General features: G+C 74.2%; 20 protein-coding genes. 9 read left to right on the forward strand and 11 right to left on the reverse strand.

Going from position 1 to position 19,903, the window contains the following annotated elements:
* The first annotated feature begins 55 nt into the window (after positions 1-55).
* Entirely contained in the window at positions 56-646 is a 591-nt protein-coding gene (locus tag FHR36_RS10405) for an AMIN-like domain-containing (lipo)protein (RefSeq protein ID WP_253795881.1), read from the forward strand.
* Positions 647-679: 33 nt separating this feature from the next.
* Here FHR36_RS10405 and FHR36_RS10410 read toward each other — a convergent pair whose 3' ends face one another.
* A complete protein-coding gene (locus tag FHR36_RS10410) occupies positions 680-1,534 on the reverse strand; it encodes an SCO6745 family protein (RefSeq protein WP_253795882.1) in 855 nt (284 codons plus the stop codon).
* A 187-nt stretch (positions 1,535-1,721) separates the two neighbouring features.
* Here FHR36_RS10410 and rpe point away from each other — a divergent pair, with 187 nt between their 5' ends.
* From rpe to FHR36_RS10425, 3 genes are all read left to right on the forward strand, one after another.
* Positions 1,722-2,405, forward strand: coding sequence for a ribulose-phosphate 3-epimerase (gene rpe, locus FHR36_RS10415; RefSeq protein WP_253795883.1), 684 nt, complete (start codon positions 1,722-1,724; stop codon positions 2,403-2,405).
* Positions 2,406-2,506: 101 nt separating this feature from the next.
* The gene (locus tag FHR36_RS10420; RefSeq protein ID WP_253795884.1) at positions 2,507-3,451 is read left to right on the forward strand and encodes an alpha/beta hydrolase; all 945 of its coding nucleotides are present in this window, start codon (positions 2,507-2,509) and stop codon (positions 3,449-3,451) included.
* 115 nt (positions 3,452-3,566) lie between these two features.
* Positions 3,567-4,526, forward strand: coding sequence for a pirin family protein (locus tag FHR36_RS10425; RefSeq protein WP_253795886.1), 960 nt, complete (start codon positions 3,567-3,569; stop codon positions 4,524-4,526).
* An 8-nt stretch (positions 4,527-4,534) separates the two neighbouring features.
* Here the strand turns inward: FHR36_RS10425 and FHR36_RS10430 are convergent, their stop codons facing one another.
* The 5 genes from FHR36_RS10430 to FHR36_RS10450 form a co-directional block, all read right to left on the reverse strand.
* A complete protein-coding gene (locus FHR36_RS10430; protein WP_253795888.1) occupies positions 4,535-4,969 on the reverse strand; it encodes a DUF7144 family membrane protein in 435 nt (144 codons plus the stop codon).
* Positions 4,970-5,037: 68 nt separating this feature from the next.
* A complete protein-coding gene (locus FHR36_RS10435) occupies positions 5,038-6,813 on the reverse strand; it encodes a cation:proton antiporter (protein ID WP_253795890.1) in 1,776 nt (591 codons plus the stop codon).
* Positions 6,814-7,017: 204 nt separating this feature from the next.
* Positions 7,018-9,207, reverse strand: coding sequence for a TerD family protein (locus tag FHR36_RS10440; protein WP_253795892.1), 2,190 nt, complete (start codon positions 9,205-9,207; stop codon positions 7,018-7,020).
* A 70-nt stretch (positions 9,208-9,277) separates the two neighbouring features.
* Positions 9,278-9,769 carry a TrmO family methyltransferase domain-containing protein gene (locus FHR36_RS10445; RefSeq protein ID WP_253795894.1) on the reverse strand — a complete coding sequence of 164 codons (492 nt, stop codon included), beginning with the start codon at positions 9,767-9,769 and terminating at the stop codon, positions 9,278-9,280.
* Between the two features lie 15 nt (positions 9,770-9,784).
* Positions 9,785-11,167, reverse strand: coding sequence for a helix-turn-helix domain-containing protein (locus FHR36_RS10450; protein ID WP_253795896.1), 1,383 nt, complete (start codon positions 11,165-11,167; stop codon positions 9,785-9,787).
* Between the two features lie 142 nt (positions 11,168-11,309).
* Between FHR36_RS10450 and FHR36_RS10455 the strand changes: the two genes are divergently transcribed.
* Together FHR36_RS10455 and FHR36_RS10460 are read left to right on the forward strand one after the other, a co-directional pair.
* Positions 11,310-11,918: an ATP-binding protein gene (locus FHR36_RS10455; protein ID WP_253795897.1), complete on the forward strand. Its 609-nt coding sequence runs from the start codon at positions 11,310-11,312 to the stop codon at positions 11,916-11,918.
* 123 nt (positions 11,919-12,041) lie between these two features.
* Positions 12,042-12,506, forward strand: coding sequence for a DUF8821 family protein (locus FHR36_RS10460; RefSeq protein WP_253795898.1), 465 nt, complete (start codon positions 12,042-12,044; stop codon positions 12,504-12,506).
* Between the two features lie 21 nt (positions 12,507-12,527).
* Here FHR36_RS10460 and FHR36_RS10465 read toward each other — a convergent pair whose 3' ends face one another.
* Positions 12,528-13,790, reverse strand: coding sequence for a YhgE/Pip domain-containing protein (locus FHR36_RS10465; RefSeq protein ID WP_308199265.1), 1,263 nt, complete (start codon positions 13,788-13,790; stop codon positions 12,528-12,530).
* 260 nt (positions 13,791-14,050) lie between these two features.
* Positions 14,051-14,425 (reverse strand): VOC family protein, encoded by a 375-nt coding sequence (locus FHR36_RS10470; protein ID WP_253795900.1) that lies wholly within the window; start codon positions 14,423-14,425, stop codon positions 14,051-14,053.
* 175 nt (positions 14,426-14,600) lie between these two features.
* Between FHR36_RS10470 and FHR36_RS10475 the strand changes: the two genes are divergently transcribed.
* The gene (locus FHR36_RS10475) at positions 14,601-15,245 is read left to right on the forward strand and encodes a DedA family protein (protein WP_253795901.1); all 645 of its coding nucleotides are present in this window, start codon (positions 14,601-14,603) and stop codon (positions 15,243-15,245) included.
* Positions 15,246-15,423: 178 nt separating this feature from the next.
* Positions 15,424-16,308, forward strand: coding sequence for a peptidoglycan-binding protein (locus FHR36_RS10480; RefSeq protein WP_253795903.1), 885 nt, complete (start codon positions 15,424-15,426; stop codon positions 16,306-16,308).
* 24 nt (positions 16,309-16,332) lie between these two features.
* Here FHR36_RS10480 and FHR36_RS10485 read toward each other — a convergent pair whose 3' ends face one another.
* A complete protein-coding gene (locus tag FHR36_RS10485) occupies positions 16,333-17,277 on the reverse strand; it encodes a YhjD/YihY/BrkB family envelope integrity protein (RefSeq protein WP_253795904.1) in 945 nt (314 codons plus the stop codon).
* Positions 17,278-17,418: 141 nt separating this feature from the next.
* Positions 17,419-18,012 (reverse strand): MBL fold metallo-hydrolase, encoded by a 594-nt coding sequence (locus FHR36_RS10490; RefSeq protein WP_253795905.1) that lies wholly within the window; start codon positions 18,010-18,012, stop codon positions 17,419-17,421.
* A 102-nt stretch (positions 18,013-18,114) separates the two neighbouring features.
* Between FHR36_RS10490 and FHR36_RS10495 the strand changes: the two genes are divergently transcribed.
* Complete coding sequence (locus FHR36_RS10495; protein ID WP_253795906.1) at positions 18,115-19,071, forward strand: GlxA family transcriptional regulator; 957 nt, start codon at positions 18,115-18,117, stop codon at positions 19,069-19,071.
* Positions 19,072-19,083: 12 nt separating this feature from the next.
* Here FHR36_RS10495 and FHR36_RS40270 read toward each other — a convergent pair whose 3' ends face one another.
* Positions 19,084-19,836 (reverse strand): helix-turn-helix domain-containing protein, encoded by a 753-nt coding sequence (locus FHR36_RS40270; RefSeq protein ID WP_407660812.1) that lies wholly within the window; start codon positions 19,834-19,836, stop codon positions 19,084-19,086.
* Positions 19,837-19,903 lie beyond the last annotated feature (67 nt).

Here is a 19,903-nt window from a genome sequence, read left to right on the forward strand (position 1 = left end):
TGGTTCCGTCGTCTCTCCCGGTGAGGGATCCGGACGCTGCCGAAGGAGGCAGACGATGAGACGGTTGACGGCGATTCCGATGGCGCTCGTCCTCGCGGGCACCGGTACGGCGGTGGCCCCCACCGCCCTCGCGGCGGCGCCGCCGCCCCCGGCGGTCGTCCAGTGCCCCACCGGCTGGGGCAGCCTGCCCAGGGACCTGGCCGCCGACAATCTCCGGCCCCTGACCGACGTCCGCACCGGACAGCACGCCTGCTACGACCGGATCGTCCTCGACGTCCCCGGCACCTCGCCCGCCCACCCGGCCGGCTACCACCTCCGCTACGTCACGTCGGTCGTCCAGGAGGGCTCCGGCGAGCCCGTACCGGTCGGTGGTGGCGCGATCCTCGACATCGTCGTGGTCGCACCGGCGTACGACCCCGCCACCGGCGCCACCACCTACCCGGCCCACCCCGGCGCACCCCTGCCCGGTGTCGACCTCACCGGCTACCGCACCCTCCGGGACGCCCGCTACGCCGGCAGCTTCGAAGGCCGTACCCAACTCGCCCTCGGCCTCCGCGCCCGCCTCCCGTACCGCGTCTTCCAGCTCGACGACCGGCTCGTCATCGACATCGCCCACACCTGGCAGGCCGCCCTCACCGTCCGGTAGCGCCGCCCCGGTGGCCGGTCAGGGGGTGGCCGGTCAGGCGGTGGCGGGGAGGCCGATGGGGTTGACCTGGGGGAGGGCGGCGCGGCAGGCGGCGGAGATGGGGCGGAGGGCGGCGGCGAGTTCGTCGAGCTCGGTGCGGTGGAAGTCGGACCAGACGCGGGAGGCAGCGAGGTCCGTGGCGGCCTCCAGGGCGCCGTGGCGGAAGCGGCCGTCGGTGCTGACCGCGCCGGACGCGGTGAGCCAGCCGCGGTCGGTGAGCCGGGCGGTGGCGGCGTCCCACTCCTCGTCGGACCAGCCGCGGTTGGGCTGCAGGGTGTCGCGGCGCCCGTCCAGCGCACATCGCACGACCAGCGCCTCGCAGCCGTCCAGCCCCTCGGCGACCAGCGCCGCGACGTGCCCGTCGCCGCGGTGCTCGCGCAGCACGGTGGTGGCGTGCCAGAGCTTGGCCAGCCGCTCGGCGGGGCGGGGCAGCACCGCGTTGGCGGCGGCGAGCGTCCGTCCGCCGCAGTCCAGGCCGTCCACGGCCCGTTCCAGCAGCTCGACGGCGCGGTCGATCAGCACCGGCTCGACCGGTTCCAGCAGCCGGCCGAGCGCCGCGGCCCCGCCCTCGACCCGGGCCGCGAGCGCCTCCTTTGGCGAGGCCAGGGACCAGATGGCGGGCAGCGCCCGTTCCACCATGGGCGGCGCGAAGTTGAAGAACGCCGCGACCACCGGCGCCGCCTCGACCGCGCCGAGCGGCGCCGCCCGTCCGCCGAAATACCCGCGCCAGTAGCCGCGCAGACCGGCCGCCTCGTACGCGGCCCGGCCCTCGGGCGTGAAGTAGGTGACGGCGTGCACCGGCTCGAAGAGCCACCACAGGGCACGGGCGGGGTGGACCGGCTCGACCATCGGACACCTTTCTGGCGGTTCTGCTGCGATTGTGCCGTGATCCCCGGACGCTCCCGGGGCCGCGCGTCGGGCGCTGTGACGCGGGTCACGGGGGTCGCCGCCGCGTACCCGGGCCCGTCCCCACGGGGGATGATGGACCGGGGTGGCAGCACGGGCCGCCCGCACCGAGTCGTGAAGGTACCCGCACATGGCGCAGATCAACCCCAGCATCCTGTCCGCCGACTTCGCCCGCCTGGCGCAGGAGGCGGAGGCGGTCCGCGGCGCGGACTGGCTCCACGTGGACGTGATGGACAACCACTTCGTCCCCAACCTCACGCTGGGCGTTCCGATCGTCGAGTCGCTGGCCCGCGCCACCGACATCCCGCTCGACTGCCACCTGATGATCGAGCAGCCCGACCGCTGGGCCCCGCAGTACGTCGAGGCGGGCGCCGGCTCGGTCACCTTCCACGTCGAGGCCGCCGCCGCGCCGGTCCGGCTCGCCCGGGAGATCCGCGCCAAGGGCGCCCGCGCCTCGATGGCGCTCAAGCCCGCCACTCCGATCGAGCCGTACGAGGACCTGCTCCCCGAGCTCGACATGGTCCTGATCATGACGGTCGAGCCGGGCTTCGGCGGCCAGGCGTTCCTCGACATCATGCTGCCGAAGATCCGGCGCACCCGGGAGCTGATCGACAAGCACGGCCTGTCGCTGTGGCTGCAGGTCGACGGCGGTGTCGCACCCTCCACCATCGAGCGCTGCGCCGAGGCCGGCGCGGACGTCTTCGTGGCCGGCTCCGCCGTGTACGGCGCCGGCGACCCGGCCGAGGCGGTACGGGCGCTGCGCGCGCAGGCGGAGACCGCGGCGGCCGGCGCGCCCTGGGCGTGCAAGCACTGACGTCGTACGGCCGGCCCGCGGGAGCCGGCAACCGGAGGCCGGTCGGACGCGTCTGACGGCTCGTGGCATTCGGTGATCGAGAACCTGACGGGGGAACACACGTGGACGGGGTGACGCAGCAGCAGCGCGGGACAGACGAGCCGGCTCCGGACGACGGAAACGGCTCGGAGGGGACGAAGGCGCCGCGCCAGTCGGTCGGGCGGCGCCGGTTCCTCGGCGCGCTGGCCGTGGCCGGGGTCGGCGCACTGGCGGTCGGCGGGGCCGTGGTGGAGGACGTCCTGCCCGGCGGACCCCGGCTGCGCCGGGCGATCGGGATGACCGGCCCGGACGGCACCCTCCCGGCCGTCACCCCCGGCCAGGTCCGCACCCTCACCGTCGCCTCCGCGGCGCGCGGCCGCGACGTGAAGCTGATCGTCATGGACCCGCCGGGCACCCCGGCGGCCGGCCTGCCCGTCTGTCTCGCGCTGCACGGCCGCGGCGGCACCGCGCAGACCATGGTGGACGTCGGCCTGCCGCAGTTCCTCGCCGCGGGCGTCGCCGCCGGGGTGGCGCCCTTCCGGATCGTCGCCGTGGACGGCGGCGACGCCAGCTACTGGCACCGCCGTACCGCGGGCGACGACCCGATGGCCATGCTGACCGGCGAACTGCCCGGGTGGCTGCGCAAGCAGGGCCTGCCCGAGCCGTCGCTCGCGCTCGGCATCTCGATGGGCGGCTCCGGCGCGCTCCAGTACGCCCGCGCCCGGCAGGGCGGGCTGGGACGGGTCGCCCTGCTCAGCCCGGCCCTGTTCCGGGCCTGGGGCGACGCCCGGCCGCTGGACGCGTACCAGGACGAGGCGGACTGGCGCGAGCACGAGCCGCTGCTCCACCTCGACCGGCCGACGGCCGGCCGGATCGGCGTGTGGTGCGGCACCGAGGACCCGTTCTGCCCCGCCGCCCGCACCCTCACCGACCGCGCGGCCGTCGCCCGCTTCCCGCGCGGCGCGCACACCGACGGGTTCTGGAAGCGCGTGCTGCCGGAGGCGGTCGACTTCCTCGGCCGCGCCTGAACCCCCGCGCCTGAACCCCCGCGCCTGAACCCCTGCGCCTGAACCCCTGCGTCCGGTGGCCGGAGTCGCGCGGGTCTGCCGTCCGGCCCGGCCGTTCGCCGCGATACTGGGGCGCATGAGCAACCTCGACGTCAGGCCGACCCCCGACCGGTGCGGGCGGGAGGCGGCGAGCGGGCCGGTCAAGGACCTGCTGACCGGCCGCACCGTCCAGCTCGGCGAGTCCACGCAGGTACGGCGGCTGCTCCCCAACCTGGGGCGGCGGATGGTCGGCGCGTGGTGCTTCGTCGACCACTACGGCCCCGACGACATCGCGGACGAGCCCGGGATGCAGGTCCCGCCGCACCCGCACATGGGCCTGCAGACGGTGAGCTGGCTGCACGAGGGCTCCGTCCTGCACCGGGACAGCCTCGGCAGCCTGCAGACCGTCCGCCCGTACGAGCTCGGGCTGATGACGTCCGGCCGGGCCATCGCGCACTCCGAGGAGTCGCCCCGCGAGCACGCCCGCCTGCTGCACGGCGCCCAGCTCTGGGTGGCGCTGCCGGACGCCCACCGGCACACCGCCCCCGCGTTCGAGCACCACGCGGAGCTGCCCCGGGTCGGCGCGGACGGCCTCGACGCGAAGCTGATCCTCGGCACCGTGGACGGCGCCGCCTCGCCCGGCACCACCTACTCCGCCCTGGTCGGCGCCGACCTGACACTTCGGGAGGATGCCGAGCACCGGCTGCCGCTGGACCCGGGGTTCGAGTACGCGGTGCTCTCCATGACCGGCAGCGTCGACGTGGACGGCGTCCGGGTCGAGCCCGGCTCGATCCTCTACCTCGGTTGCGGCCGCCGCGAACTCCCCCTGCGGGCCCGCACCGACGCCTCGCTCCTGCTGCTCGGCGGCGAGCCGTTCGAGGAGGAGCTGGTCATGTGGTGGAACTTCGTCGGCCGCACCCACGAGGAGATCGCCCGCGCCCGCGAGGAGTGGAACGCCGGCACCCGCTTCGGCGAGGTCCACGGCTACGCGGGCGCCCGCCTGATGGCTCCCGACCTGCCGCCCGGCCCGCTGAAGCCTCGGGGCCGGGCGCGCTGAGCGGAGGGTCAGACCCGCATGCCCTGGACGTGGCGGGGTTCGACGACCAGGCCGTAGATCACCAGGATGTTGACGGCCATGATGAAGAGCGACCAGTACGGGAAGGTCGACATGAAGATCAGCTGGCAGATCAGCGCGATGCCGGCCAGCGCGATGCCGGTGAGCCGCGCCGCCCGTACGCCGAGGAGCACGCCGAGGCTGGCCAGGACCTGGACGATCCCCAGCACGACGAAGATCCAGCCCCAGGCGGTGTAGTTGAAGATCAGCAGGCGGTTGCCGTGGTTGGCGGTCGTCTCGTAGTAGCCGTGGTCGAGTACGGCGACGAAACCGTCGATGATGTTGAACAGGCCGCTCAGCATCAGCAGGATCCCGGCGAAGGCCACCCAGTGCGAGCGTTCCATCGGCGGCACGTTGCGGGGCGTGGTCGGGGGCTGTGACTCCATGCGTCCATCAGAACCAGCCGGGTGGGGCGCCGCAACGAGGGGTGAGCCGTTGGGGGTCGTCCGGGTGTTCAGCCCGCTGCCGCGGGCGGGCTGGGCGCGGGCCCGAGCAGGACCTCCACGTCGCCCTCCTCGTACGGGGGGACCGCCGATTCGGTGACGGGGGCCAGGGCGCCGTTGGCGCGGATGCGGAAGAGGATGTCGTGGCCCGCGGGGACGTCCGCCGCGGCGGGGCGGGTGACGATCGGGGCGCCGTCCCGGTGGCGCCGGTCGATCTCGATCCGGGTGAGCGCGGTCGCGAAGAGGATCCGGCCGCCGGTGTAGGGGGCGACCAGGCCGTGGCGGCGGTCCGGCGGTCCGAGGCGGTAGACCGGGCTCTCGCCGTTGCCGTGCAGGACGGTCGAGGCGAGGGCGTTGAAGTCGTCCTCGGCGGTGAGCAGCAGGACCGCGGTGATTCCTTCGAGTTCGGCGCCCGCGCCGGTGGCGGCCGCGAGCAGTTCGCCGGGGGCGAGTTCCAGCCCGGCCTGTCGGATCTGCTCCCGCTGGTGTTCGACGCCCGCCCACATCAGGACGTCGATGCCGACGGTGCGGAAGGCGCGGGCCACGTCGATGACCCAGGCGTCGCCGCCGACCAGCAGCGGCCTGGACCAGGCGTGGCGGCGCACCTTGAGCCGGGCGGCGAGCGGCGCCGCGGTGAAGGCGTACAGCGTCACCGTGCCGACGATGACCAGGAAGGTGATGGGCAGGATCTCGGCGGCCTTCGGCACGCCTGCGGCGGCCAGCGACGCGGAGAAGGTAGAGGCGGTGGAGGCGGCGACGATGCCGCGGGGCGCCATCCAGCCGACGAAGGCGCGCTCGCCGCTGCTGAGGTCGGTGCCGAGGGTGGAGACCAGGGCGACCAGCGGGCGGACCAGCAGGACCAGGACGGCCAGCAGGCCGAGGGCGGGCACGATCAGATCCTTCAGGGAGGACGGGGTGATGGTGGCCGGGATCGCGATGAACAGCACGCCGAGGATCTGCTGCACCAGGGTCTCGAGGAACGGGTTGCCGGCGGGCGCGTCCAGGCCGGGCAGGTTGGCCACCGCCACGCCGATCGCCACGGCGGCGATCAGTCCGGAGTCGTCGCGGAGCACGTCGCACACCGCCGCGACGCCGACCACCACCGCCAGCTGAGCGCTGGTCGCGAGCGTCTCGGCGAGACGCATCCGGCCCAGCAGCAGCCACAGCACGGCGGTGCCGACCGCGCCGCCGGCCAGCCCGACCGAGACGCTGGCCAGGAACCCGAGGATGCGGCCGAGGGGTGAGCCGTGCGGGCCGGTGAGGACCGCGTGGAAGACCAGCGCGCCGAGGATGCCACCGACCGGGTCGATCAGCGAGCCCTCCCAGGCGAGGATGTGCTGGAGGCGCTCGACCGGGCGGACGAAGCCCAGCAGCGGCCCCACCACGGTCGGCCCGGAGACGACCAGGATGGTGCCGAGCATCACCGCCGCGCCGCGCGACAGACCGAACAGCAGCTCGCCGAACGCCGTGGCGAACGCCCAGGTGACCCCCACCCCGAGCCAGAGCAGCCGGACCACCACCCGGCCGGTGTGCCCGCGCAGCCGCTTCAGGTCGAGGGCGAGGCCGGCGTCGTAGAGGATCAGCGCGACCGCGAGCGAGACCAGCGGGGTGAAGGCGGGGCCGAGCACGCGGACGGGGTTGATGTCGTCGGTCAGCGCGCCGGCCACGAACCCCACGGGCAGCAGGACCACGATGGCGGGGAAGCGGAAGCGGGCGGCGACGATCTGGCAGCCCACCGCGAGGACCAGGGTCAGGCCGACGCCCAGCAGGATCTGGTCTGCCGTCACCCCGTGATGCTAGGTCCTCGTCTTCGGGTCAGGTCGGATCGGCGCGCGCGGCGTTGATCGGTACGGGTGGTGGAAACGACGACGCCGGGGTGCGGTGGGCACCCCGGCGTGGAGTCGGTGGCGAGGAAAGCGGAGGGGCTAAATTCTTTGGAGGAAGGTGAGAAGGAAGCCCGTCCATGGCCTCGCCGGGAGCAACGGTAGCAGTCAGGCGGGGATCAGGGCGCGCAGGTTTCCGGGGGTGACGACCACCGAGTCGGGGTGCAGGCCGTCGGGCCGGTCCAGGCCGATCCAGGTGACCGGGCCCTCCGGGACGGTGGCGCCGTCCCAGAGGGTGGTGGCGGTGGCCCGGTCGGCGAGCAGGTCGACCAGGTGGCGGACGGTCAGGTACTCGTGCTCGACCACGCCGCGCACCAGGGCGGCCACCGAGACCCGGTTGCCCTCGACCCGGTTGGCTGCCGGGTTGCCCTTCAGGTACAGGTGCAGCCACCTGGCGTGCCAGCGCCCGTCGTCGCCGCGGACGAAGACGAGCGGCAGCGCGACCCGGCCCGGGCCGCGCAGGTCCGACTTCATCCGCACCGTGCGCGGCTCGAACGGCCGGCCCTGCTGCTCGGCCTCGCGCAGCATGAAGCCGAAGAACGACTCCTCGACCTCCTCGAAGCCCTCGCCGGAGTAGATGTTCACCTGCGGGACGATGAACGCGCCGGGCACGGCGCCCAGCCGCAGGTTGATGAACTCCGAGGCGCCGTCGGGGGCTTCGGTGATGTCGCCGGAGTGCTCGCCGCCGACGCCGGTGAGCGCGGTGTACGACAGCCAGCCAAGGGTGTCGTACGCCTCGTCCAGCATCAGCGCCGACAGGTCGAAGTCGGTGGTGTGCCGGGCCTGCTTCCAGTACACGAAGAAGCGCAGCAGCTCGCCGTCGACGGCGGAGCGCGAGCCGCGTGGGAGCACGCCGAGGCCGGCGGTGGTCGCCCTTCCGCTGAGCGGCAGGGCGACGTCGAGGACGTCCGGGTCGATCAGCAGGTGCCCCGGATCGGGCAGGCGGCGCCGCGTCTCGGCGTCCAGCAGGTCGGCGAGGCGCTTGCGCTCCGGCTCCAGGACGGGCCGGCGGTCGTCGGCGGCGACCCAGGCGCGGCCGGTGCGGTTGACGAAGACGCGGCTGCCGCCGTCCTCCGCGCCCTCGCCGGCGCGGTTGTGGAGGTGCTCGCGCAGGGAGAGCAGGACCCGGCCGGAGACGCGGGCCGCGACCTGTTCGGCGGCGGCCGTCACCGCGTCGCGCTCGTCCTGGGTGCGGCCGGTGCGCAGCAGCCGGTCCAGGGCGCGGAACAGCCGGCCCGGGGCGGCGGTCAGCAGCTGCGCGGCGCCCACGACGTCGCCGGCGGCCAGCAGCTCCTCCAGCCGGCTGTCCAGGGTGCGGGCCCGCTGCTCGCCCCGGGCCACGGCGAAGACCTGGGCGGCGTGCGGCCGGCGCGGGTACTCGTGCGGGTGGAGTCGCTCGCCGAGCCGCTTGAACGCCTCGCGGTGCGCGGTGACGTCGGACAGTTTGGCCGGGGTCTGCGCAACGACCGCGTCCAGGGCGGCGAGCAGGGCGCGGCGGACGGCACGCGGCATCGAACGGAACCGGGTCGGCGCCGCGAGGCTCACGTCGCCGTCACAGAGCGCGCAGGCCAGGCGCAGGACGTCGGTGACGGTGTCCACGAGGAGGTCGGCGCCCGCGTCGAGGCGGGCCAGGTTGACCACGGCCCGGTTCTCCCGGACCGGGATCGCCGCCGGCTGCTCGCCGGCCACGCAGTGCTCGGCGAGCAGGCGCAGGTCCGCCAGGCCCTCCTCGCCCAGCGGCGTGCTGCTGCCGGCCAGGGCCAGGTAGAGGGCGCGGACCTCGTCCTCCGGCGTGCCGCCGGGGTGCAGCACGGTCAGCCGGTCGCCCGCGGCGGTGATCAACTCGTCGTGCACGGCGAGCATGTCGGCGTACGTGTGCCGGTACCTGCCGTACGTCGGCAGCGTCAGCAGGTCGACCGTGCCGGTGCCCAGCTGCGCGAGGGTGGTCTCGCGGGTGGTGTCGTCGGCGACCGCCTCGGCGATGCAGCGCACCCAGAAGTCCAGCGTGTCGGGCACGTTGAGGGGGAAGTCGATGAAGTAGACGTTGTGCCCGACATGGTCGCCGGTCATCGCCCGGACCGTCGCGAGGGTACGGGCGGCGGTTTCGGCGACCACCTCCCCGGGCAGCCGGGACAGCCGGTCCAGCAGGCCCGCGGAGAGCTTGAACCCGACCGACATCAGCGCAGCGTCGAACTGCCGCGCGGCGGCCTCGCCCTGCCCGGCGGGGTCGAACACCGCATCAGCGACCGGGAGACGGAGGGTGTGCCGGACGACCAGGGACTCGAGAGGGTGGGCCATGGTCGGATGATCGCAGAACTGTGCGATCCGCCGCACGCCGTTTCGAGGGGCCCGAGGTCCGGGGCGGGCCCTACCGTTCGCGGGTGGGCGCGAAGTAGTCGGCGAGCATGGTGGTGGTCCAGCCGGCCTGGCGCTGTTCGCCGCGCGGGCCCATCTCGGCGAACCACGGCTTCACGTCGAGGACCGGGGTGCCGTGCACCGCGTCGAGGTCCTCGACGTGCAGGTCGAGGCCGTCGACCTCGAGCAGCCGGCAGCGCGAGACGCCGAGCCAGTTGAGGCGGCGCATGTTGCGGTGTCCGAAGATGCCGACCTCGGGCCAGTCCGGGTTGTCCCGGGGGCGCCGGGCGCCGAGGTTGAGGTCGGTGGGGTCGGTGAGGTGGAACCGGAAGACGATCTCCAGATGGGAGAAGTCGTCGAGCCCCTTGGTCGCGTCCGGGGTGAACCGGGTCCCGTCCAGGCGGATGACGGCGCGGGTGCCGCCCCAGTGGTCGTCGGTGGGTTCGGTCCGGCCGCCTATGACGTGGCCGAGCGCCTCGACCTCGAATCTCTCACGGTCTGTCATGCGACTGCTCCCTCGTCAGGTGGTGGCGGAAAGGTAGGCGGCGGCCCGTGCGTCGACCTCGCCGGTGGCCCGGGTGCCGCGGCGCCGGTACGGGGACAGCAGGCTGCGCATCTCGGCGGCGGCCTGCCGGGTGCGGCCGGACCGTACGCCTTCCATGGCGTCCAAGGCCTTCGACCAGGTGGCGCAGGCCTCGTCGATGTTCTTCATGCGCGCATGGACGGCGCCGAGATACCCGAGGGTGACCGCGTGGGTGCGGGTGAAGGTGGCGGACCTTCGGGTGCGGACGCTGCGGCGGAACTCCCGTACGGAGGCGTCCAGGTCGCCCATGTCCCGTAGCGCGCAGGCCGTTTCGTGGGCGAGACTGGCCTCGCCGAAGAAGAACACGCGGTCGGGCTCGCCGATGTCCGGGTGGGCGGAGGCCAGGTCGTCCTCGGCGCGCAGCAGGGCCTTTCCGGCCGCGTGTCGGCGACCGGCGGCGGCGAGGCTGCGGGCGTGGACGACGCCGAGCAGGGCCCGTTCGCGGGGGGTGGCGAGCCGGTACCGGTCGCCCGCGACGGAGGCCGCGGCGAGGCCGAGGGCCTCGTCCGGGTGGCCGAGGTCGATGGCCTGATGGGCCATCGCCCGCAGCACGTGGGCGGCCATCGGGGCGTCGCCGGCTTCGGCGGCGAGCTTCACCGCCTGGGTGAAGTAGTGCTGCGCGACTGCGTGCCGGCCGGAGTCGAAGGCCATCCAGCCTGCCAGGTAGGCGAGTTCGGCGGCGGTGGTGAACAGGCCGCGGCGGACCCGGTCGTCGGTGAAGCCGCCGTGCAGGTAGGCAGTCACGTCGGTGGTCAGGTACTGCACCACGGCGGTCCAGGCGTGCGCCCCGCCGCGGCGTTGGTCCACGGTCGAGAACATCGCGGTCATGTCGCGGACGGCGTCGAGGTCCCCCGGCCCGACCCGTCGGGTGGAGCGGTCGCGCCGGGCGCTCGCGCTGTCGGCCATCCGGTCCCACCACTGCTGGTCGGGCAGGCCGAGCGCGGCCACGGAGTAGACCGTCATCCCCAATGCCCGTCTTCGTTCCATGTGCACGTCGGCTCTCCCGAGTTCGGCCAGCGCGGTCAGCGTATCGGTGTGCCAGTCCGGGGTCGGGGCCGCGTGCTCGGGCAACCCGATCTCGGTGGGTGTGACCACGCGCCCGCGCAGGGCGCGGCTGAGCGCCTCGGCCAGGTAGGCGGCAGTGTTCCCGGACGGCTGCCGGCCGCTGATCCACTGCGAGACGGTCGACTTGTTGGTCTGCAGGCGCTCGCCGCGTTCGGCCGCGACCCGTTTGACCAGGCGGGCCAGGGCGTCGCCGGACAGCCCGGTCTCCGAAATGAGGGCCCGTAATCGTTCGTTCGGTTCGCGCGGTGATGCCACAGTGCCACCCTCTGTCGGAGCGTTAAACCGGTTAAACCGCGTAGCGCGCCCAACACCGTACTCCTGGTCAGGGATCGGCGGTTCACTGAATTCACACCACCCGCCCGAACATCTCACCGCGCCCTCGTGCAGGAGACCGTCCATGGCAGTCCGCTTCAGTCCGCCCACCGAGCTCGCCCGGGTGCGTACGCGCCGGCTGGCCGTCGACGCCTCCGGCAGCAGGGAGCGGCGGGCCCGGGTCGCGCAGCGCGCGCGGCGGCGGGTGGCCGGGATCGCCACCCGCTGGGGGCTGCCGGAGGCGGTGCTGGACTCGTTCGAAGTGGTCGCGGCCGAACTCATCAGCAACGCCGCGCTGCACGTGGGCGGCCGCATCCTGATCGGCCTGCGGCTCTCCCCGGACGGGGACGCCGTCGTGATCGAGGTGCGGGACCACAGCCGGGCCACCCCCGACGGGAGCCGGGCCGACCCGTTCGACGAGCACGGCCGCGGCATGCTGCTGGTCGAGGCCCTCGCCGACCGCTGGGGCCTCACCGCGCTGCCGGACGGCAAGCGGGTCTGGGCCCGGCTCCCGGTCGAGCCGCCGGTGCGGATGCCCCCGCCGTCGCGGACCGCCCGCCGAGCGGCGCTGCTCGCCGACGCGCTGGCGTGCGGGCGGCACGGCGCGCTCGGTCCGCTGCGTGCTCCGGCCGCCGCCGGGTGTTCGCCGCGGTCCGCCCCGATCGGCGACTGCCGGGCGGAACTCGCCCGCTGAAGCCTTTGGGGCGCCGATGTGCTCCGCGCGGCCCAGCCGGTCTCGCACCGGCTCCCGGGCCCGGAGCACGCTGGAGGTCCGGTGGACCGACCGTCCACCGCCGCCGACGGGAGAGCAGCAGCCATGACCTACACCGTGGATTTCGTCGACGTCTCGACCGTCGGCCTGGAGTCGTCGCCCGTCGCGGAGGCGCTCGCGGGCCTGCGGGCGAACGAGGCCCGCTACTTCAGGAACAAGTACGACCACGTCTTCACCGTGGAGCCGGCGGACGACGCCCGGGAGGCCGTGGAGTGGGTGCACCGCATCCTCGCGGAGGAACGCGAGATCGTGATCGCGTCCCGGCCGCTGGAGGCCACCGCCTTCCAGGTCGAGAACATCCGGATGGCCTACGTGTTCTACGAGAGCGGGCTGTCGATCAACGTGATGTACACCGTCGACGACCCCAAGAAGCGCGCGGTCGGGTTCAAGCTCTCCGAGGGGATGGAGGTGCCCGAGGAGCTCGCCTCCCGGTTCAAGTTCGCCCGGCAGAAGTCGAAGCTCGCCGGGACGATCCGCGGTTCGTACTTCGTCGTCAAGAACGAGTACTGAACCGAGGGCGGCCGGTGCCCGTCAGGCGGAGGAGGACGCGGCGAGCCGGTAGAGGCCCTTGCGGTCGTAGTAGCTGGTCATCGCCCAGCCGAGCAGCAGCGCGAGCACCGTCCCGACCGCGATCATGATCCAGGCGCGGCCGAGTCCGGCGTCGGCCCGGGCGTCGAAGTAGAGGATCGCCCGGACCCCGTCGCTGAGCTGCCGCATCGGCTCGAACCTGGCCAGGAAGCGGTAGAAGTCGGGGAGTGCCTGCAGCGGGATGGTGGCCCCGGACGACGGCAGCGCCAGCACGATGAACACGAACATGCTGACCAGCTGCCCGATCCCGCCGAAGGTCGCGTTGATCGCCTGCACGCCGAGGCCGACGGCGGCGCTGGCGCAGAACGAGAACAGGAAGAGCATCGGCAGGTGCGAGGCGTCCATACCGAGGATGCCGATGGTGGCCAGCATGACGACGGCCGAGGTGAGCAGCGCGATGCCGACGCTCATCACCGACTTGACCAGCCACGTCCGGCGGCGGGTGATCGGCACCGTCCGCCGGCGGGTGTGCCACGGGCCGAGCTCGTTGTCGGTGTAGCCGAGCGCGACGTCCACGCCGTTGCCGATGACGTTGCCGCCGAGGAAGCCGGCGAGCACCAGCAGCAGGGTGTAGTAGAAGGCGCTCAGGCCGAGGCCGCTGTGCGAGCCGATCGGGTGGCCCACCTGGGTGGTGACGGTGATCGGGTCGGCCAGCAGCAGGGCGGACGGGTTGGAGACCTGGGTGCCCTGCTGGGCGGCGCGCTGCGCGGCGGTGGCGGTCAGCTGCTTGCCCAGGTCGAGCGAGGCGCGGTGGGCGGCATCGGTGGCGATCGAACTCGCGAAGGACGAGGCGAGGCTGCCCGAGCCGGGGTTGGTGAGCACGACGGCGGTGGGCCGGGCGGGCGCACCGGTCGGCGGCCGGCCGAGGCCGGCGACGGCCGCCGTGAAGTCCTCCGGGATCAGCAGCGCGCCGTACAGCTGGTTGGAGGCGAGCTTCTGCTGCGCCTCGGCGGGGCTGAGGACCTGCCAGGCGACCCGGTCGTCCGGGTCGGGGGCGGCGGCGACGGCGGCGGTGATGCTCGCGCCGAGGTTCTGCTGCTTCCCGTCGACGGTGGCGCCCCGGTCGGCGCTGACCAGGCCGACCGGCACCCGGTGCAGGTCGATCCGGGGGTTGAGGATGCCGCCCATGTAGAGCAGCGAGAGGAGCAGCGCGACGATGCCGGTCAGCGCGGTCGGCAGGATCCAGATCCGGGGGTTGCGCAGCACCTGCGCCACGGTCGCACCGCCCCCCGGCGGGGGAGGCGGGGGCGGTGGGGTCGGTTCGGCCGGCGGCTCGGCCGCGCCGGGCGGGGCGGGCGGTGTCACTCGTACCTCCTGCGCTCGTCCCGCCGGTACCGTCCTGGCCGGCGCCCTTCCGGACCGACCGTACGCGGCCGGGGAGCCGTTGCCCCCGACCGCCGGTCGGCGTCCGGACGGATGTCACCCGACCGGACGCCGACCCCCGGTCGGGGGCGGGCACGGCGGGCTCAGTGGAGGCAGAGGCAGAACGGGTGGCCGGCCGGGTCCGCGTAGACCCGCCAGTTGGCGTCCGGGCGGAGCTCGTCCGTCCGCTCCAGCACGGTCGCGCCGAGGGCGAGCGCCCGCTTCTCCTCCCCATCGAGGTCGTCCACGTCGAAGTCCAGGTGGACCTGCTGCGGGTGCTGCTGGCCGGGCCAGGCGGGCGGCCGGTAGCCGTCCACCCGCTGGAAGGCCAGCGGGGTTCCCTCGAACCCGTGCACCTCCAGCCAGCCCGGGTCCTGCGGGTCCTCGACCACCCGGCCGCCGAGCAGCTCGGCATAGAACTGCGCGAGCCGCACCGGATCGGCGCAGTCCAGCGCGACCGCCTGCAGTTTCCGAATCACGTCCGACACCCTTCGTCCGGCGGCGCTTGTGCGACCGACCCCGTTTCCGGGGACTCGTACCCGCCGCGGGGACGGGGATGCGCGGGGACGGCCGCGGGGGGTGAGCTGCGGTCTCCCTCGGCACCGGCCGTTACGGTGGGAAGGACGGGGGCGTCGATCCCGGACGAGGTGGCTGATGCACGCGATCACCGACTGGCTGTCCGGCCTGTCCGGCCCGGTCGTCTACGCGGTCGTCGCCGCCCTGGTCTTCGTCGAGGACGCGCTGTTCCTCGGCTTCGTCGTCCCCGGTGAGACGGCCGTCGTCCTCGGCGGTTTCCTCGCCCACCAGGGCAGGGTCTCGCTCGGCCTGATGCTGCTGGTCGTGGTCCTGGCGGCGGTCCTGGGGGACTCCGTCGGCTACGAGGTCGGCCACCGCGCCGGCCCGGCGATCCTGGACAGCCGACCGATGCGCCGGCACCGGGAGCGCATCGCCGGCGCCCAGGACCTGATCCGCCGCCGCGGTCCGGCCGCCGTCTTCTTCGGCCGGTTCGTCGCCTTCTTCCGCGCCATGATGCCGGCCCTGGCCGGCATGTCCCACATGCCGTACCGCCGCTTCCTCCTCTTCAACGCGCTCGGTGGGCTGGTCTGGGGCGTGGGCTTCACGCTCCTCGGCTACTTCGCCGGCGCCGCCTACAGCCGGGTCGAGGGCCTCGTCGGCAGGGCGCTCGCCATCGCGCTGGCCGTCCTGGTGGTCGCCGCCCTCGTGGTCTGGCACGTGCGCCGGCGGCGCAGCAGGTCCGACCCGCCGCCGGACAGCGGCGGCGACGACGACCGGTCCTGAGCCCGTCCGCACGCGTCCGATTGTCACCAACAGGAGCCGTGAGGCGCTAATCTGTCGGACCGTCAGTGTGTTCGGAGATCGCACGCACTGCCGCGTTCACCGCTTCCGCGCCTTCCCCGCTCCGGGGGCACCCGTGCGCCGGGGAGCCTTCGCCACAGTGATCGAGGAGGACGGGCCGATGCCGCGGGAGCGTACCGACCAGGAGGCGTTTTCGCTGGTCAGACCGTACGTGGCGGATGTCGTCGTGTACGACGGGACCCTTGCCGACCCGGAGCCGGCCGCCGACGGCGAGCGCCAGGCCATCTTCCCGCCGCTGCCGCCGGCCGGCGGGAACGACATCGGCCTCTACACGTTCGAAACGTTCGAAGCCGTCCCGGCGCCGTCGACCGCCGGGACCGACCGTCCGACCGGACAGGCCCGGCGCGCCGCCGACCGGCGCCGCATCCTGCTCACCTCCGGGCTCGGGCTGGCCGGCTGCCTCATGGCGGTGGTCGCACCGCTCGCCGTCGTCTCCCGGGAGAACCGGCTGTCCGCGGCCCTGACGGAGGTCCTGGAGGTCCCGCCGGAGCCCGCCCTGCCGGACTCCAGCGCGCTCCCCGCCCTGCGGACGCCGACCCCCGGCCGGACGACGGTGCCCAGCGGGCGCCCGAGCAGCGGCCGCGCCGCGACCGGCGCCCCGTCCGAGTCCCCGGCCCGCACCGCGGCCGCCGCGGGCGGCGACTCCGCGCAGTCGGCGCCGCTCCCGCCCACCGGGGAGCCCGGTACGGCCGGCCCCGTCGCGCAGAGCCCGACACCGCAGCCCACCGACAGCGGCTCCGCTCCGGCGCGGGCGCTCAAGCAGGGGGACTCCGGCCCCGAGGTCAGGGCCCTCCAGGAGCAGCTCACCAGGGCGGGCTGCGGCAAGGGCCGGTGGACCCCGACGGGCACCTTCGACGACACCACCCTGCGGATGCTGCGCCAGTTCCAGGGGACCTCGCCCGACCTGCGCTCCGAGGCCCAGGCGGGCGAGTACGGCCCGAGGACCCGGGCGCGGCTGGAGAAGCGGGCTGCCCGGACCTGCTGATCACCGGCCGTCGCCGGCGGTGGGTCACCGCTCGTCCGCTGTGCCTTGGGCGTCCGTCGGGCCTTGCTCGTCCGTCGGCCCGCGGCCGGTCCCGCGGGAGCGGCCGCGGGCGGAGGTCCGCCACCGGGAGCGGACCTCGTCGACGAGTTCCTGCCACTCCCGGCGGACCTCGTCGTCGGGAGGCCGTTCACCGCGGCGGATCCGGCCGAGTTCGTCGCCCACCTCCCGTCCGACCGCCGCCGCGCCGACGATGACGACCATGGCGCCGAACAGGGTCGACAGGGTCGCGAAGACCGCGCCCACCGAGCCGTACCGGTTCGCGTAGGAGCTGAGCGCGCGCGGGAGGTACACGGCCACGCCGACCGAGTAGGCCGCGGTCAGCACGGCCGCGATGGCGCCGAAGGGGACCAGGTCGGCCGGGGCGATCCGCCGGGCGGACAGCACCCATCCGCCCCAGACCAGGAAGGCCGTGGTCAGCGGCGCCACCGCCGCCACCGCCACCAGGTCGTAGCGTCCGCTGTCGAGGGCGGTGTGCAGCCAGGCGGTGGCGATCAGGTAGGCCGCCAGGCCGAGGATCCACCGCAGGCCGTTCAGGGTGTTGCGCACGCTGAGCGGTCGGAGCTCCCAGGTCTGCTCGAACATGCGCTGCACCGCCCGGCTGAAGCTCAGCAGCGAGATCGCCAGGAACACCGCCCCGAGGACGTCCACCCCCACGTCCGTGCCCGTGGGCGGCGCCAGGACCTCCTTCACCGAGTCGGCCCCGCCGCCGGTCAGGCCGTAGCGCTCGACCACGTGGTCCGCGACGTCGCCCCGGCCGAGTCCGGACAGGACCGACCCGCACAGGATCGCCAGCGGCAGCAGCGCCGCCAGCGCTCCGGAGGCGAGTGCCATGGCACGGTCGAACCCGACGATCTGCTGGAACCGCTTGGCCACGCGCAGCGTGAACGCGGGACGCAGCCAGAACGTCATGGACCCGATGACGACCTCGCGCCTGACCCGAACCGTCCCGTCCTCCCGTGCTCCCGTGCTCGCGTGCTCCCGGCGATGGCGACCGGTCACGAGCCTAGGTCCTCTCGCCCGGATCACGTCGGATCAGCGCGCGCAGAGGGGCTACCGCGGGGTGGTGTCGTCGGGGCGGAAGGGGGCGCCGTGGCCGGGGACGACCAGGTCGGCCGCGGCCAGCACCCGCAGCCGGGAGCTGCGCAGCAGGTCGCGGTCGGGTGCGACCGGGTCGTCCGCCGGACCGTTCGCGTGCCACCACAGGTCGCCGGCGAAGGCGACCACGCCGGTGTCGGTGCCGGCCAGCAGGGTGATGTCCTCGGGGCTGTGACCGGGGGTGCGGATCAGGCGCAGCGAGGGGGTGAGGTGGTGGCCCTCCGCGTCGCGGTTGGTCCACTGGTCGCCCCGGTACTCGACCTTGTGGTCGTGCACCCGGGCGCGGGGGAAGAGGCCGACGTTCATGGTGTTGTCCGGGTGGTGGTGGCTGAGCACAACGTCGGTGATGTCCTCGGCGGTGAGGCCGAGTTCGGCGAGCGGGGCGAGGATGTCGTCGGGGCTCGCGACCATGCCCGGGTCGAAGATCACGTGCCGGCCGGCGTCGGACACGTAGGAGACGGTGGCGGCGACCCCGGGGCCGGTGGAGCCCACGTAGCCGGTGGTCAGGACCTGGTACACGGCGCTGCGGCCGAGCGGTGCGTCTGTCATGGCTTCGATCCTTCCGGGCGGGGGAGCGGCGGACGAGTGGCACGGATGCCGTTGATCGCAGGATTTGTGCCACGGCGTCATCTGCTGTGCCAGACTGCCGCCGTGCCGCCCTTCACGACCGTCGCCGCGTACGCCCCTCCCGGTGTCGGGCTGCTCGCCGCCGGGATCGTCGCCGAGGTGTTCGGCCCGCACGGGGCGGAGCTGCCGGGCTTCGACTTCGCGCTGTGCGCCGACCGCCCCGGACCGGTGCCCTCGGACTGCGGTGTGCCGCTGTCGATCGCGTACGGGCTGGACCGGCTGGCCGGGGCCGACCTGGTGATCGCCCTGCCCGGGGCCGGGTTCCGCACCCCGCCCTCGCCCGCCGTGCTGGCGGCCCTACGGGCGGCGCACGAGCGCGGCGCGGTGGTCGCGGCGCACTGCGTGGGCACGTTCGCGCTCGCCGCCGCGGGTCTGCTGGACGGGCGGCGGGCGACCACCCACTGGCGGTTCGCCGCCCTGCTCGCCGAACGCCACCCTGAGGTGGCCGTGGACGCGGACGCGCTCTACGTCGACGAGGGGAGTGTGGTGACCGGCGCCGGTGCGGCCGCCGGCTTCGACCTGTGCCTGCACCTGCTGCGGCGCGAGTACGGTGCCGCGTTCGCCAACGCCGTCGCGCGGGACGTGGTGCTGCCCTCCCACCGGGACGGCGGGCAGGCCCAGTACCTGGCCGCGCCCGTTCCCGAGGACGGCCGGGACGAGCGCCTCGCCGAGGTGCTCGGCTGGGCCCGCGAGAACCTCCACCAACCGCTGCCGGTCACCGAACTGGCCCGCCGGGCCGTGATGAGCCGGCGGTCCTTCGCCCGCCGCTTCACCGCCGCGACCGGCACCACCCCGCACGCCTGGCTGCGGGAGCTGCGGCTGAGCAGGGCGGAAGAGCTGCTGGAGACCACCGACCTGCCGGTCGAGGAGATCGCCTGCCGGGTCGGGTACGGGAGCGCGGCGGTGCTGCGGGAGCACTTCGTGCGGCGCCGGGGGGTGCCTCCCCGCTCCTACCGGCGGGCCTTCGCCGCAGCGCAGTAGAAGTCCGTCCGCCTATCGGTGGTCCGGGTCGGGTCCGGTGGTGCCGGAGGCCGCTTCCGGCCTGGAGTACAGGATCTCGCGGGCCTGTTCGGCGGCGCGGGTGATGCTCTCGGTGACGAAGTCGAGGAAGCGGGCGACGTTCTCCAGGCGGGTGGCGGCCGGGGTGCCGGCCCCGAGGACGCCGACGCCCTGGCGGGCGGCCTCGACGAACGTGGCGTTGTCCCGGGCGCTGCGGATCATCGACTGGTACCAGAGGTCGTCGTCGACGATGTAGCGCTCGCGGCGGCGTTCGTCGCGCTCCCGGCGGATCAGTGCCAGTCCGTCGAGGAAGGCGATCGCCTTGGAGACGGACGCCGGGCTGACCGCGAGGCGCCGGGCCAGCTCGGCCGCGGTGAGGCTGCCCGCGTCGGTGGTGTAGAGGCAGGCCATGACCCGGGCCGGCATCCTCGGCACGCCCGAGACCATGAGGACGGTGGTGAGCGTCTCCTGGTACGCGGCCACCGCCTCGGCATCCCGGCCGTGGGGCTGCGGGGCCGGCTGCGGACCCCGGGCGGTGGAGGCCTGGCGCCGGTGGGCACGCTGCTCGGTGGCGCGGTGGGCCAGGTCGGCGCGGTAGGCGGTGGGGCCGCCGTTGCGCATCACCTCGCGCGTGATCGTCGAGGTCGGGCGTTCGAGCCGGCGGGCGATCTCGGCGTAGGGGAGGCTGTCGGCCAGCCCCAGCGCGATCTGGCGGCGTTCCTGCTGGGTGAGCCTGCCTCCCGGCATCGCGGTCTCCTCCTGGGTCGGTGCGTGGCGCCCCCACCATAGCGTTCACTCACAGTCCATTGCAATG

The organism is Kitasatospora cinereorecta, assembly GCF_024172095.1.
Taxonomy (GTDB): domain Bacteria; phylum Actinomycetota; class Actinomycetes; order Streptomycetales; family Streptomycetaceae; genus Kitasatospora; species Kitasatospora cinereorecta.